The organism is Pseudomonas sp. 1176_21, from assembly GCF_052850635.1.
Genome location: NZ_VXCV01000004.1, coordinates 323,002 through 337,830 on the forward strand (window position 1 = coordinate 323,002; position 14,829 = coordinate 337,830).

Genomic DNA, 14,829 nt, shown 5'->3' on the forward strand with positions numbered 1-14,829 from the left:
GATGATACGGCGCCTGGCCACCCTGCTCTACCGTCGCCCCAACCTGTACCTGGCGATGCTGTTGATACCGCCGCTGATCTGGTTCGGCGCGATCTACCTGGGCTCGCTGCTGGCGCTGCTGTGGCAAGGTTTCTACACCTTCGACGACTTCACCATGGCGGTGACGCCCGAGCTGACCCTGGCCAACTTTGCCGCGCTGCTGCAGCCATCCAACTTCGACATCATCCTGCGTACCCTGGGCATGGCGGTGGCGGTGTCGATCGCCAGCGCGGTGCTGGCGTTTCCCATCGCCTACTACATGGCCCGCTACACCCGCGGCAGCACCAAGGCGTTCTTCTACATCGCGGTGATGATGCCGATGTGGGCCAGCTACATCGTCAAGGCCTATGCCTGGACCCTGCTGCTGGCCAAGGGCGGGGTGGCCCAGTGGTTCGTCCAGCAGCTGAACCTGGAGCCACTGCTGCAATGGCTGCTCGGCATTCCCGGGGTGGGCGGCAGCACCCTGTCGACCTCGCACCTGGGGCGCTTTATGGTGTTCGTGTACATCTGGCTGCCGTTCATGATCCTGCCGATCCAGGCCGCGCTGGAGCGCCTGCCGCCCTCGCTGCTGCACGCCTCGGCCGACCTTGGCGCACGCCCGCACCAGACGTTCGTGCAGGTGACCCTGCCGCTGGCGGTGCCGGGCATCGCCGCCGGCTCCATCTTCACCTTCTCGCTGACCCTGGGCGATTTCATCGTGCCGCAGCTGGTGGGCCCGCCCGGCTACTTCATCGGCAGCATGGTGTACGCCCAGCAAGGCGCCATCGGCAACATGCCGATGGCCGCCGCCTTCACCCTGGTGCCGATCATGCTGATCGCCGTGTACCTGACCCTCGTCAAACGCCTGGGAGCCTTCGATGCACTCTGATAACGCCTCGCCGGGGCTGCGCCTGGCCGCCTGGGGCGGGCTGCTGTTCCTGCACTTTCCGATCCTGATCATCGTGCTGTACGCCTTCAATACCGAAGACGCGGCCTTCAGCTTTCCGCCCCGGGGCCTGACCCTCAAGTGGTTCGGCGTGGCGTTTTCGCGCCCCGACGTGCTCGAGTCGATCAAGCTGTCGCTGCAGGTGGCGTGCCTGGCCACGCTGATCGCCCTGGTGCTTGGCACCCTGGCCGCCGCGGCCCTGTACCGGCGCAGCTTCTTCGGCAAGGAGAGCCTGTCGCTGATGCTGATCCTGCCCATCGCCCTGCCCGGCATCATCACCGGCATCGCCCTGCTGTCGGCGTTCAAGACCCTGGGCATCGAGCCCGGGATTTTCACCATCGTGGTGGGCCACGCCACCTTCTGCGTGGTGATCGTCTACAACAACGTCATCGCGCGTCTGCGGCGCACCTCGCAGAACCAGATCGAGGCGTCGATGGACCTGGGCGCCGACGGCTGGCAGACCTTTCGCTACATCGTGCTGCCCAATCTGGGGTCGGCCCTGCTGGCGGGCGGCATGCTGGCGTTCGCGCTGTCGTTCGACGAAATCATCGTGACCACCTTCACCGCCGGCCACGAACGCACCCTGCCGATCTGGCTGCTCAACCAGCTCAGCCGCCCGCGCGACGTGCCGGTGACCAACGTGGTGGCCATGCTGGTGATGCTGGTGACCATGCTGCCGATTCTGGGCGCCTACTACCTGACCCGTGGCGCCGAGAACGTGACCGGCAGCGACGGCAAATGACCTGAACCAGGAGGATCGAACACCATGCAAACCCGACTGCTGATCAACGGCCAGCTCGTCGCCGGCGAAGGCCCGGCCCACAGCGTGCTCAACCCCGCGCTGGGCAGCGTGCTGGTGGACATCAACGAGGCCAGCGAAGCCCAGGTGGATGCGGCGGTGCGCGCCGCCGACCATGCCTTCGACGGCTGGTCGCAGACCGCACCGAAAGACCGCGCCGCACTGCTGCTCAAGCTGGCCGACCTGATAGACGCCCATGCCGGGGAGCTGGCCAGGCTGGAATCGGACAACTGCGGCAAGCCCTACCCGGCCGCGCTGAACGACGAACTGCCGGCAATCGCCGACGTGTTCCGCTTCTTTGCCGGGGCCAGCCGCTGTCTGGGCGGCTCGGCGGCGGGCGAGTACCTGGCGGGGCACACTTCGATGGTGCGCCGCGACCCGCTGGGTGTGGTGGCGTCCATCGCGCCGTGGAACTACCCGCTGATGATGCTGGCATGGAAGATCGCCCCGGCCCTGGCGGCCGGCAACACCGTGGTGCTCAAGCCTTCGGAACAGACCCCGCTGACCGCCCTGCGCCTGGGCGAACTGGCGGCCGAGCTGTTTCCGGCCGGGGTGCTCAACATCCTGTTCGGCAAGGGCCAGAGCGTAGGTATGCCCCTGGTCACCCACCCCAAGGTGCGCATGGTGTCGTTGACCGGCTCGATCGCCACCGGCAGCCAGATCATCACCGGCACCGCCGACAGCGTGAAACGCCTGCACATGGAACTGGGCGGCAAGGCCCCGGTGATCATCTTCGACGATGCCGACATCGACGCTGCGGTGGAAGGCATTCGCACCTTCGGCTTCTACAATGCCGGGCAGGACTGCACCGCGGCCTGCCGGATCTATGCCCAGGCCGGCATCTACGACACCTTCGTGAACAAGCTCGGCGAGGCAGTGGCCAGCCTCCGGCACGGGTTGCAGGACGACCCGGACACCGAACTCGGGCCGCTGATCAGTGCCGCACACCGCGACCGGGTGGCAGCGCTGGTGGAGCGCGCCGTGGCCCAGCCGCATATTCGCCTGGTCACCGGCGGCAAGGCGGTGACGGGCGACGGGTTCTTCTTCGAGCCGACGGTGCTGGCCGACGCCCAGCAGGATGACGAGATCGTGCGCCGCGAGGTATTCGGGCCGGTGGTGTCGGTGACCCGCTTCGAAGACGAAGCGCAGGCGCTGGCCTGGGCCAACGATTCGGACTACGGCCTGGCCTCGTCACTGTGGACCGCCGATGTCGGCCGCGCCCACCGGGTGTCCGCCCGGTTGCAGTACGGCTGCACCTGGGTCAACACGCACTTCATGCTGGTCAGCGAAATGCCCCACGGCGGGCAGAAGCTGTCGGGCTACGGCAAGGACATGTCGATGTATGGGCTGGAGGACTACACCTGCGTGCGGCATGTGATGTTCAGGCATTGAGGCCCACGGCGCAGGCAGGCGGTACCTGCGCAGGAGGGCCGCTCGGCGGCCCTTTGGCATAGCCTTCAATCGCGCAGGTCGGACTCGTGGATCGGCTGGTCGCGGTGGGTCGCACGCTGGTACTGCGCCGGCCATATGGCCTTCTGCCCGCCCAGGTCATCGTCGGCATGCAGCGGCCAGTACGGGTCGCGCAGCAGCTCGCGGGCCAGCAGGATGATGTCGGCCTGGCCGGTGCGCAGAATGTGCTCGGCCTGGGCCGGCTCGGTGATCATGCCCACCGTGCCGGTGGCGATCCCCGATTCCTTGCGCACCCGCTCGGCAAAGCGTGTCTGATAGCCAGGCCCGGTGGGAATCTCGGCATTCATCGAGGTGCCGCCCGACGACACGTCGATCAGGTCGGCGCCCAGGGCCTTGAGGCGCTTGGCCAGCTCGACGGTTTCATCCGGGTTCCAGCCATCCTCCACCCAGTCGGTGGCCGATACCCGCACGAACAGCGGCAACTCCGACGGCCACACCTCGCGCACCGCCTCGGTCACCTGCAGGGTCAGGCGAATGCGGTTCTCGAACGAGCTGCCGTACTGGTCGCGACGCTGGTTGCTCAATGGCGAGAGAAACTGGTGCAGCAGGTAGCCATGGGCGGCATGCACCTCCACAACCTTGAAGCCGGCCACCAGTGCACGCCGGGCGGCCTCGACAAAGGCCTGGATCACCTCGTGGATCTGCCCTTCGCTCAATTCGGTGGGCGCCGTGTGCTGCGGGTCGAAAGCGATTTTCGACGGCCCCACCGGCACCCAGCCACCGTCCTCGGGCTTGACGCTGCCGTGCTTGCCCAGCCACGGCCGATGCGTGCTGGCCTTGCGCCCGGCGTGCGCCAGCTGAATGCCGGGCACCACGCCCTGGGCTGTGATGAAGCGGGTGATGCGTTGCAGGGGGGCGATCTGTTCGTCGCACCACAGGCCCAGGTCCTGGGCGGTGATGCGGCCCTCGGCCGTGACGGCGGTGGCTTCCGTGAAGATCAACCCGGCACCGCCGACCGCGCGGCTGCCCAGGTGGACCAGGTGCCAGTCGTTGGCCAGGCCGTCGACGCTCGAATACTGGCACATCGGCGAGACCGCAATGCGGTTGGGCAGCGTCAGTTGACGCAGGGTATAGGGCTCAAGCAGCAGGCTCATGGGGCACCTCTCCAGTCTCCGAATGGTGGACCGGACCGAGCGCCTTGGCTTCCCCGCGGCTCAGTGCCGGTCTCTGAGAGACTAGACCAGTTTGCCCACCCAGGGGTTCAGCGCGGCTCGATGTGGGCGATCATCAACTGCACCGTCTCGTTGCCGCGAAACTCGTTGACGTCCAGCTTGTAGGCCAGCTCCACCCAGCGCACGGTGGGGTTGGGCCATACCTCGCGGTCGATGCCGAAGGCGATACCGTCGAGGGTCACCGAACCGCATTCGCTCTTGAGCACCACCTTCAGGTGACGCTCGCCCACCACCCGCTGCTGCACCAGCTGGAACACGCCATGAAACAGCGGCTCGGGAAAATGCTGCCCCCACGGCCCGGCGTTGCGCAGGGCGCGGGCCAGCTCCAGGTGGAACTCCTCGACCGCCAGGCTGCCGTCGGACAGCAGCCGGCCGGTGAGGTCGTCCTCCTGCAACTGGCGGCGGACTTCTTCGTCGAACGCCTGGGCGAACGCCGGGAAGTTCTCGGCCGGCAGCGACAGCCCCGCCGCCATGGCGTGCCCGCCGAACTTGCTGATCAGCTCCGGGTTGGCCGCCGCCACGGCGTCCAGCGCATCGCGAATGTGAAAGCCCGGCACCGAGCGCGCAGAGCCCTTGAGCATGCCGTCGCCGGCATCGGCAAAGGCGATAGTCGGGCGGTGATAACGTTCTTTCAGACGCGAGGCCAGAATGCCGATCACGCCCTGGTGCCAGTCAGCCTCGTACAGGCACAGGCCGAACGGCATCGACTCCAGCGGCAGGTCCTTGAGCTGGGCCAGCGCCTCGCGCTGCATGCCCTGCTCGATGGACTTGCGGTCCTGGTTCAGTTCGTCCAGCTGCACCGCCATCTCGCGAGCCAGGGTCGGGTCGTCGCTGAGCAGGCATTCGATGCCCAGGCTCATGTCGTCCAGGCGCCCGGCAGCATTGAGCCGCGGGCCCAGGATGAAGCCCAGGTCGGTGGAGGTGATGCGCGCCGCTTCGCGCCGGGCCACCTCGAGAATCGCCTTGAGCCCCGGGCGCGCACGACCGGCACGGATGCGCTCCAGGCCCTGGTGCACGAGGATGCGGTTGTTGGCGTCCAGCGGTACCACGTCGGCCACGCTGCCCAGCGCCACCAGGTCGAGCAGCTCGCCGATGTTCGGCTGCGGGCGGTCGTCGTAGCGGCCCAGGCTGCGCAGGCGCGCACGCAGCGCCATCAATACGTAGAAGATCACCCCGACCCCGGCCAGTGCCTTGCTCGGAAACTCGCAGCCCGGCTGGTTGGGGTTGACGATTGCATCGGCCGCCGGCAGCGCATGGCCTGGCAAGTGGTGGTCGGTGACCAGCACCTTCAGGCCGGCCGCCTTGGCCGCCGCCACGCCTTCGACGCTGGAGATGCCGTTGTCCACGGTGATCAGCAGCTGCGGCGTGCGCTGCAGTGCCACCTCGACGATTTCCGGGGTCAGCCCGTAACCGTATTCGAAACGGTTGGGCACCAGGTAGTCGACGTGCGCGGCGCCCAGCAGGCGCAGGCCCAGCACGCCCACGGTGCTGGCCGTGGCACCGTCGGCGTCGAAGTCGCCGACGATCAGGATGCGCTGGCGCTGGTCCAGTGCCTCCACCAGCAGGTCTACCGCCGCGTCGATACCCTTGAGCTGCTGATAGGGCAGCAGGCGTGCCAGGCTCTTGTCCAGCTCGACGGCGCTCTGTACGCCACGGGCGGCGTACAGGCGGGTCAGCAGGGGCGGCAGGTCGCCAAGAAACGGCAGGGTGGACGGCAGTGAACGCGGTTCGATACGCATGGAGTGATCAAGGCTTCTCTGGTTTGAAAAAGGTCGGCGGGCGGATCAGCCGCGCTCGCCCAGCAGCCATTGCAGCTGGACTTCGTGCTGGCCGCGGTCGTCGGTGACGAACACCGTGCCTTCGCTGATCATCACATCCCACTTGATGGCGCGTGGCATGTCCTTGGCCAGGACCTCCAGCACCTCTTGCGGCACGGCGGCGATGTTGAGGTTCTTCAGGTTCTTGACCGCCGGGATCACCTTGGTTTCCCATACCCGCAGGCTGCCGTAGGCCAGCAGGCTGGTGCGCTCGGTGCGGCGCGAGCACCAGGTCAGGCGGTCGGCATCGGGCTGGCCGACTTCGATCCAGTGCAGCACCCGGTCATCCAGGCTTTTTTCCCACAGCGCCGGCTCGTCGACGTCCGACAGGCCGCGACCGAACGACAGCTGCTCGTTGTACCAGAGGGCATAGGCCAGCAGGCGCACGGCCATGCGCTCTTCGGTTTCCGAAGGGTGGCGGGCGATGGTCTGCTTGACGCTTTCGTACACGCCGCGGTCGAGATCGGTGAGGTTCAGTTCAAACTTGTAGGTGGTGGACGGCTGGGCCATGGACGGGCTTCTGGTAACAGGAAAAGTCGCCCAGTCTAACCGATGCGCTGGCAATCAACGAACCGAACCGTACAATCTGCGGCCAACAGCAGTATCTGCCGCTGCCGCCCTGTGATAAAAACTAGCGCTCTGCCCTGCTGCCACGGAAGCCCCATGTCGTTGCCCACCAAACCGCTTGCCGGCCTCAAAGTCATCGAACTCGGCACCCTGATCGCCGGCCCCTTCGCCTCGCGCATCTGCGCCGAATTCGGCGCCCAGGTGGTCAAGGTCGAATCGCCCGATGGCGGCGACCCGCTGCGCAAATGGCGCAAGCTGTACGAGGGCACCTCGCTGTGGTGGTTCGTGCAGGCGCGCAACAAGCAGTCGCTCACGCTCAACCTCAAGCACCCCGAAGGCCTGGCCATTCTCAAGCAGCTGCTGGGCGAGGCCGACATCCTGATCGAGAACTTCCGCCCCGGCGTGCTGGAAAAGCTCGGCCTGGGCTGGGAGGTACTGCACGCGCTGAACCCGAAGCTGGTGATGGTACGCCTGTCCGGCTTCGGCCAGACCGGGCCGATGAAAGACCAGCCCGGCTTCGGCGCGGTCGGCGAGTCGATGGGCGGGCTGCGCTACATCACAGGTTTCGAGGACCGCCCGCCGGTACGCACCGGCATTTCCATCGGCGACTCGATTGCCGCGCTGTGGGGCGTGATCGGCGCACTGATGGCGCTGCGTCATCGCGAGGTCAACGGGGGCCAGGGCCAGGTGGTCGACGTGGCCCTGTACGAGGCCATCTTCGCGATGATGGAGAGCATGGTGCCGGAGTTCGACGTGTTCGGCTTCATCCGCGAGCGCACCGGCAACATCATGCCGGGCATCACCCCCTCCTCCATCCATACCAGCGCCGATGGCAAGCATGTGCAGATCGGCGCCAATGGCGATGCGATCTTCAAACGCTTCATGCAGGCCATCGGGCGCGACGACCTGGCCGCCGACCCGGCGCTGGCCAGCAATGACGGGCGCGACCTGCGCCGCGACGAGCTGTATGCGGTGATCGACCGCTGGGCCCGCAGCGTGCCGCTGGACACCCTGATGCAGGTGCTCAACCAGGCCCAGGTGCCGGCCAGCCGCATCTATTCGGCCGAGGACATGTTCAGCGACCCACAGTTTCTCGCCCGCGAGATGTTCCTCCAGGCCAGGCTGCCCGACGGCAAGCCGTTCAAGATGCCGGGCATCGTGCCCAAGCTGTCGGACACCCCAGGCTCCAGCGAATGGGTGGGGCCGGCGCTGGGCGAGCACACCGCGCAGTTGCTGGGCGAGCTGGGCTATGACGCGGCGCAGATCGCCCATCTTCGCGAACAGGGCGCGGTCTGAGTCGCGCCATGTGCTGCAACCTGCACGGCGCACTGCTGGCTGTGCTGCTGAGCCTGCTGCCTGCCTCGAGCTGGGCCAAGGAAACCCTCACCTGGCTGTTGCGCGACCTGCCGCCGCTGACCGTGTTCGAGGGCCCCAAAACCGGCCAGGGCGCCATGGACCAGCTGCTGCCGCTGCTCATTGCGCAGATGCCCGAGTACCAGCACAGCATCGTGCGGGTCAACCGCGCGCGCGGCATGCAGATGCTCCAGGAGCCCTCCTTCACCTGCGACCCCACGCTGCTGCGAACCCCGGAGCGCGAGCGCTTCGTGAAGTTCTCGATACCGGCGCTGGCTGCGCAGAGCAACATGGTGATTGCCCGCCAGAGTGACCAGGCAAGCCTTGCGCCGTACCTGCACGATGGCGAAATCGACCTGGACGCCCTGCTGGCAAGCAACACGCACAAGCTCGGTGTCGTCGGCCAGCGCAGCTACAGCCCCGCCGTGGACGCGATACTGGCCAACGCCCCGCCCGCCACCATCAGCCGCCATTACGGCAACGATGCGGTGGGCAGCCTGCTGCAGATGCAGCAGCTGGGGCGCCTGAACCTGCTGCTGGCCTACTGGCCGGAAGTGCGCTACATGAACGAAAAGCAGCCGCAGCCCCAGGCCCTGACGTACTTTCCGATCAAGGGCGTGGCACGCTACCAGCTGACCTACGTGGGTTGCTCCGACACCCCGCTGGGCCGCGAGGCCATCAGCCACCTCGACCAGTTGCTGCGCAACCTGCGCCTGCAGACCCTGGCACCGCTGTATGCACAATGGCTAGAGCCCGACCAGCGCAAGACCTACCTCGATGCGGCGCGCGAGCTGCTGAGCCAGCACTGACCCCGGCACGCGCTTTTACGCAGGCAAAAAGAAACCCCGAGCGGTGGGGAGGCCGTCGGGGTTAAACGAGGGCTGCTTGGAGCCTCGCACGAACAGCCTGGCGGCATCGGAGCAAAATGCCGTTCAACTGTCCTTAAGCTGTCTGAGTACCTGTCTGGACAAAGGTTCCCGTCACGCCGCAACGATTTGCGCGCGGCCCTGGCGGGCATGTTTGAGGGCTGCGATCACGCAGGGTTGCAGGCGTCCTTCGTGGATGCGCAGGTCACGTTGGATACCGTCCACCAGGTCGATGAGCAGGCGCTGGTCATGCAGCTGGCTGGCCTTGACACTGCGCTGCAGCACGGTGTCGCCGGCAGGGTCGACCAGCTGCAGGTCGAAGTCGGCACTGGCATGCCGGGAGGTCAGCGTGACCTGATAGGGCGTCAATGCTTCACTTAGCAACAAGCTGATATTGTCCATCCATTCACCGTTCACGTTGTTGTTGAAGGGGGTCTTTCACTGACCCTCGGCACAGGCTGAAAGTTCTGCCGCGGCGCGCTGCACGTTCATCGAGCATGCCCGGTGCACATGACAGATTCATGCCACGGGCCCGGCCTCCGGGTGTTGCAGCAGCAACGGGTGCAACTGGCTGGGGCTGGCTGGCGCGGGGGTGCTGCCCAGCACCCGCAGGCCCGACAGCTCGATCAGTTCGACAACCCCCTGGAGCACGCTGCGCCTGGCGCCACTGAGGACAATCAGGGCACTGGCGAGGCCGTGCAGCGCCAGGTGCTCGATGAAGCCCATGCCATCGTGCTCGGGCGACAGCGGGTCACAGATGACGATATCCACCGGCCCCCGTCGTTCGAGCACACCGTGCGCCTGGAGGGTCGTTTCAGCCACGCGCACGTCGTAGATGCCCAGGCCATTGAGCATCTGGTGCAGGTTCATCAGCCGATAGGCATGGGGCTCCAGAAGCAGAACCTTGAGTGAGCGCATGGGCGACTCCGGATTGGACGGGCGCCCACTCTAGGAAAGCCCGCGCGGGCGTCCCATAGGAAAAATCCGAAACCAGGGGGCGGCAACGTCCTCGTGTCGCCACGGTATCGACGCGTCGCGTCGGTTCGCCAGCAAGCCAGGTTCCTGCCGTGGCATGGCGGGCCGCGCAACAAAAAGCCCCGGGGCTTGCGCACCGGGGCCTGGTTCAACGCTGCATACCGCTGCCGTCAGAGCGGCTTGCCACGGTTGCCGTGCTGGCTGACGAAGGCCTGCACCGCTTTCAGGTCGTTGGGCAGTACCGTGCATTTCTCCTCGCGGGAGAACAGGTCGGTCAGGTGCGCCGGCAGCTCCAGGGCCTTGCCCACGCCCGCCTTCTCCACCGCCTCGGGGAACTTGACCGGGTGCGCGGTACCCAGCACCACCATCGGCGTGTCCAGGCTGCGACGGCACTCGCGGCCGGCCTTGACGCCAATCGCGGTGTGCGGGTCGAGCACTTCGCCGGTTTGCGCGAACACGTCGGCGATGGTCTCGCAGGTTTGCGCATCATCCACCGCCAGCGAATCGAACAGCTTGCGCGCCTCGGTCCAGCGGTCTTGCTCGACGCTGAAGCCGCCACCCTGCTTGAAGGTCTCCATCAGGCCGGCAATCTCGGCGCCGTTGCGACCGTGCAGGTCGAACAGCAGGCGCTCGAAGTTCGACGACACCATGATGTCCATCGACGGCGACAGGGTGGCGTGCAGGGTTTCCTTGACGTACTGGTTGCCGCTCATGAAGCGGTGCAGGATGTCGTTGCGGTTGGTTGCCACGATCAGCTGGCTGATCGGCAGGCCCATGTTGCGCGCCAGGTAGCCGGCGAAGATGTCGCCGAAGTTGCCGGTAGGCACCGAGAACGCCACCGAACGCGCCGGGCCACCCAACTGCAGGGCGGCGTGGAAGTAGTACACGATCTGGGCCATGATCCGCGCCCAGTTGATCGAGTTCACGGCCACCAGGCGGGTGCCCTTGAGGAAGCCCTGGTCGGCGAAGCTGGCCTTGACCATCTCCTGGCAGTCGTCGAAGTTGCCTTCGATGGCGATGTTGTGGATGTTCTCGCCGAAGATGGTGGTCATCTGGCGACGCTGAACTTCCGACACACGCTGGTGCGGGTGCAGAATGAAGATGTCGACGTTGTCGCAACGCCGACAGCCTTCGATGGCAGCCGAACCGGTGTCACCGCTGGTGGCACCGATGATCACCACGCGCTCGCCGCGCTTGGCCAGCACGTGATCGAGCAGGCGGCCGAGCAGTTGCAGGGCGAAGTCCTTGAACGCCAGGGTCGGGCCGTGGAACAGCTCCAGCACCCACTCGTTGCTGTTCAGCTGACGCAGCGGGGCAACCGCGGCGTGAGCGAACTCGCCGTAGGTTTCTTCGAGGATCTTCTTGAAGTCGGCATCGGCAATGGAGCCGGTGACGAACGGGCGCATCACCCGGAAGGCCAGCTCGTGGTACGGCAGGCCGGCCCACGAGGCGATTTCTTCCTGGGTGAAGCGCGGCAGGTTTTCCGGCACGTACAGGCCGCCATCGCTGGCCAGGCCGGCCAGCAGGACATCTTCAAAATTCAGGGCCGGTGCCTTGCCGCGGGTACTGATGTAACGCATGACCTATTCCTCTAACTCAAAGACGGCTCAGTTCAGTTGTTCGACGCGGATGCGCACAACGCTGCCAACCACATCCTGCAAGGCTTCCAGGGCGGTGATCGCGTCGTCCATGCGCTGCTCGAGCACGCTGTGGGTGAGCAGGATCATCGGCACCAGGCCATCGTGCTCCTCGACTTCCTTCTGCATGATCGACTCGATATTGATGCCGCGCTCGGACAGGATGCTCGCCACCTGGGCCAGCACGCCCGGACGATCCTTGGCCTGGATGCGCAGGTAGTAGGCGCTCTCGCAGGCTTCGATCGGCAGGATCGGGTGAGCCGACAGCGAGTCGGGCTGGAAGGCCAGGTGCGGCACGCGGTTTTCCGGGTCGCTGGTCATGGCACGGACCACGTCGACCAGGTCGGCGATCACCGACGAGGCGGTCGGTTCCATGCCGGCGCCGGCGCCGTAGAACAGGGTGGAGCCTGCGGCGTCACCGTTGACCATCACCGCGTTCATCACGCCGTTGACATTGGCGATCAGGCGGTCGGCCGGAATCAGCGTCGGGTGCACGCGCAGTTCGATGCCATTGGCCGTGCTGCGGGCCACGCCCAGGTGCTTGATGCGGTAGCCCAGCGCTTCGGCGTAGTTCACGTCGGCCGTGGTCAGCTGGGTGATGCCTTCGGTGTAGGCCTTGTCGAACTGCAGCGGGATACCGAAAGCGATGGACGCCAGGATGGTGAGCTTGTGCGCGGCGTCGATGCCCTCGACGTCGAACGTCGGGTCGGCCTCGGCATAGCCCAGCGCCTGGGCTTCGGCCAGCACGTCGGGGAAGGTGCGGCCCTTCTCGCGCATTTCGGTGAGGATGAAGTTGCCGGTGCCGTTGATGATACCGGCCACCCAGTTGATGCGGTTGGCCGACAGGCCTTCGCGGATCGCCTTGATCACCGGGATACCGCCGGCCACGGCCGCTTCGAAGGCGACGATGACGCCCTTCTCGCGCGCCCTGGCGAAGATCTCGTTGCCGTGCACGGCAATCAGCGCCTTGTTGGCGGTGACCACGTGCTTGCCGTTCTCGATGGCCTTGAGCACCAGCTCGCGGGCAATGGTGTAGCCGCCAATCAGTTCAATGACGATATCGATCTCGGGGTTGCTCGCGACCTCGAACACATCAGCGGTAATGGGGGTACCGGTAATCTGGCAGTTCGGGTTTGGCGTACGCATGGCGATTTGTGCCACTTCGATTCCACGCCCGGCGCGGCGGGCAATCTCCTCGGCGTTACGCTGAAGTACATTGAAGGTACCGCCACCGACGGTCCCCAACCCACAGATGCCTACTTTGACCGGTTTCACTGTGAACTCCCCATTGAACGACCGGCCATGCGCCGGTCGAAAAAACAGCCGTCTCCCCATGGTGACGGCTCACTGATTGAATTACTTGCTTGCGGTCAATGCCAGCTTGGCCACTTGCGGGGCCGGCTGATAACCCGGGATCACCTGACCGTCCTCGAGCACGATGGCCGGCGTGCCATTGACGCCGATCGACTGCCCCATCTGGAACTGCTTGCTGACCGGGTTCTCGCACTTGGCGGCCTTGATTTCCTTGCCGTCGACCATCTTGTCCATGGCCGCCTTGCGGTCGGTGGAACACCATACCGCCTGCAGCTGCTGGTCACCCGACGAGCCCAGGCCCTGGCGCGGGAAGGCCACGTAGCGCACCTCGATGCCGCGCTTGTTCAGCTCGGGCACTTCGGCATGCAGCTTGTGGCAGTACGGGCAGGTGGTGTCGGTGAACACGGTGATGTGCGACTTGGTTTCGCCCTTGGCAGGGTAAACCACCATTTCGGAAGCCGGAATCGCATTGATGGTCTTGGCGATGGCCACGCGCTCGGCCTTTTCGGTCAGGTTGACCGGCTTGCCGTCCTGGATCTGGAACAGATAGCCCTGTACCAGGAACTGGCCGTCGGCGCTGGCGTACAGCACACGGCCGCCCTTGAGCTTGACCTCGTACAGGCCGTTGACCGGGCTGGCAGCGATGCTGTCGACCGGTATTTCCGACTCCAGCGACTGCAGCGACTTTCGAATCGCCTGCTCGGCATCGTTGGCCGCAGCCACGGCGAAGGAACTGGCCAGCGCCAGGGCGGCGGCGGCTAAAATCTGGGTCACGCGCATGAAAACTCCTGAAGGCGGACAGGGGGCCGAAAGCGGAACAGGCGTACCGAAAAACGGCCGCGATCCAGGGCCCGGGTGTAAACCGCGAAAGCGTACCACATTCGCCGCCCTGCATTGACTGCTGGCGACGCATGCAATGTGCGATCAGCGCTCAGCCGCGAGGGTGATGACGGGCATGCAGTTCCTGCAGGCGGGCGCGGGCCACATGGGTGTAGATCTGGGTGGTCGACAGGTCGCTGTGGCCCAGCAGCATCTGCACCACGCGCAGGTCGGCGCCGTGGTTGAGCAGGTGGGTGGCGAAGGCATGGCGCAGGGTGTGCGGCGACAGCGCCTTGCCGATCCCGGCCACCTGGGCCTGGTGCTTGATGCGGTGCCAGAAGGTCTGGCGGGTCATCTGCTCGCCACGCTGGCTGGGGAACAGGACATCGCTGGGGCGGCCGTTGAGCAGTTCGACGCGGCCGTCGCGCAGGTAACGTTCTACCCACACCACCGCCTCCTCCCCCATCGGCACCAGGCGCTCCTTGCTGCCCTTGCCCATCACCCGCAGCACGCCCTGGCGCAGGTTGACCTGATCGAGGGTCAGGCTCACCAGCTCGGTGACGCGCAGCCCGCAGGCATACAGCACCTCGAGCATGGCGCGGTCGCGCTGGCCGATGGCCTCGCCAAGGTCGGGAGCCTTCAACAGGGCCTCCACATCGGCCTCGGACAGCGACTTGGGCAACGGCTTGCCCAGTTGCGGCATGTCGACCTGCAGGGTCGGGTCGAGGGCGATCAGCTTCTCGCGCAGCAGGTAGCGGTAGAAGCCACGCGCGCCCGACAGGAACCGCGCCGTGGAACGGGGCTTGTAGCCCTGGTCGAGGCGCCATGCCAAGTGGTCCAGGATCAGCTCGCGACCGGCATCGGGCAACGCCATGCCCCGCTCCTGGAGCCAGCCGTTGAACAGGGCCAGGTCGCTGCGGTAGGACGCTCGGGTGTTGTCGGAAAGCCCCTTCTCCAGCCACAGGGCGTCGAGGAACTGGTCGATCAGCGGGTGGTCGATGGCGGGCATGAAGACTCGGTGGTAGGCCGTAAAAATACCGCTAGTCTTCCATAACACCGCCGGCATAGGGAGCCCG

The 14,829-nt window shown here is 66.0% G+C and carries 14 protein-coding genes; 5 read left to right on the forward strand and 9 right to left on the reverse strand.

All coding sequences use genetic code 11. The annotated features are described in order from the left end of the window. Position 1: 1 nt before the first annotated feature. Genes FW760_RS12335 through FW760_RS12345 form a run of 3 tightly spaced genes read left to right on the forward strand, consistent with a single transcriptional unit; the run spans position 2 to position 3,155 of the window. Positions 2-907, forward strand: a complete 906-nt coding sequence (locus FW760_RS12335) for an ABC transporter permease (protein WP_446443804.1) — start codon at positions 2-4, stop codon at positions 905-907. Continuing rightward, positions 897-1,706, forward strand: coding sequence for an ABC transporter permease (locus FW760_RS12340; RefSeq protein ID WP_043863200.1), 810 nt, complete (start codon positions 897-899; stop codon positions 1,704-1,706). The genes FW760_RS12335 and FW760_RS12340 overlap by 11 nt, the downstream gene beginning before the upstream one ends. 24 nt (positions 1,707-1,730) lie before the next feature. After that, entirely contained in the window at positions 1,731-3,155 is a 1,425-nt protein-coding gene (locus FW760_RS12345) for a gamma-aminobutyraldehyde dehydrogenase (protein WP_258662239.1), read from the forward strand. 65 nt (positions 3,156-3,220) lie between these two features. Here FW760_RS12345 and FW760_RS12350 read toward each other — a convergent pair whose 3' ends face one another. The 3 genes from FW760_RS12350 to FW760_RS12360 all read right to left on the reverse strand — a co-directional run bounded on the left by FW760_RS12350 (position 3,221) and on the right by FW760_RS12360 (position 6,732). Next, positions 3,221-4,327, reverse strand: a complete 1,107-nt coding sequence (locus FW760_RS12350) for an NADH:flavin oxidoreductase/NADH oxidase (RefSeq protein ID WP_043863198.1) — start codon at positions 4,325-4,327, stop codon at positions 3,221-3,223. A gap of 107 nt (positions 4,328-4,434) precedes the next feature. Beyond that, positions 4,435-6,144: a single-stranded-DNA-specific exonuclease RecJ gene (recJ, locus tag FW760_RS12355; RefSeq protein WP_088514561.1), complete on the reverse strand. Its 1,710-nt coding sequence runs from the start codon at positions 6,142-6,144 to the stop codon at positions 4,435-4,437. A gap of 45 nt (positions 6,145-6,189) precedes the next feature. Beyond that, positions 6,190-6,732, reverse strand: coding sequence for a YaeQ family protein (locus FW760_RS12360; RefSeq protein WP_054915026.1), 543 nt, complete (start codon positions 6,730-6,732; stop codon positions 6,190-6,192). Between the two features lie 153 nt (positions 6,733-6,885). Here FW760_RS12360 and FW760_RS12365 point away from each other — a divergent pair, with 153 nt between their 5' ends. Both FW760_RS12365 and FW760_RS12370 read left to right on the forward strand, forming a co-directional pair. Beyond that, positions 6,886-8,085, forward strand: coding sequence for a CaiB/BaiF CoA transferase family protein (locus FW760_RS12365; protein ID WP_043863195.1), 1,200 nt, complete (start codon positions 6,886-6,888; stop codon positions 8,083-8,085). An 8-nt stretch (positions 8,086-8,093) separates the two neighbouring features. Beyond that, the gene (locus FW760_RS12370) at positions 8,094-8,951 is read left to right on the forward strand and encodes a TIGR02285 family protein (RefSeq protein WP_043863194.1); all 858 of its coding nucleotides are present in this window, start codon (positions 8,094-8,096) and stop codon (positions 8,949-8,951) included. A gap of 171 nt (positions 8,952-9,122) precedes the next feature. On the opposite strand, the gene FW760_RS12375 is transcribed toward FW760_RS12370, so the two are convergent. The 6 genes from FW760_RS12375 to xerD form a co-directional block, all read right to left on the reverse strand. After that, positions 9,123-9,410 (reverse strand): DUF3509 domain-containing protein, encoded by a 288-nt coding sequence (locus tag FW760_RS12375; protein ID WP_054915027.1) that lies wholly within the window; start codon positions 9,408-9,410, stop codon positions 9,123-9,125. 117 nt (positions 9,411-9,527) lie between these two features. Then, a complete protein-coding gene (locus tag FW760_RS12380) occupies positions 9,528-9,926 on the reverse strand; it encodes a response regulator (protein WP_052504291.1) in 399 nt (132 codons plus the stop codon). A gap of 227 nt (positions 9,927-10,153) precedes the next feature. Beyond that, a complete protein-coding gene (thrC, locus tag FW760_RS12385) occupies positions 10,154-11,563 on the reverse strand; it encodes a threonine synthase (protein WP_043863192.1) in 1,410 nt (469 codons plus the stop codon). A 27-nt stretch (positions 11,564-11,590) separates the two neighbouring features. Beyond that, positions 11,591-12,895, reverse strand: coding sequence for a homoserine dehydrogenase (locus FW760_RS12390; RefSeq protein ID WP_043863191.1), 1,305 nt, complete (start codon positions 12,893-12,895; stop codon positions 11,591-11,593). A gap of 81 nt (positions 12,896-12,976) precedes the next feature. Further along, a complete protein-coding gene (gene dsbC, locus FW760_RS12395) occupies positions 12,977-13,714 on the reverse strand; it encodes a bifunctional protein-disulfide isomerase/oxidoreductase DsbC (RefSeq protein ID WP_043863190.1) in 738 nt (245 codons plus the stop codon). Positions 13,715-13,865: 151 nt separating this feature from the next. Further along, a complete protein-coding gene (gene xerD, locus FW760_RS12400) occupies positions 13,866-14,762 on the reverse strand; it encodes a site-specific tyrosine recombinase XerD (RefSeq protein ID WP_054915031.1) in 897 nt (298 codons plus the stop codon). Positions 14,763-14,829 lie beyond the last annotated feature (67 nt).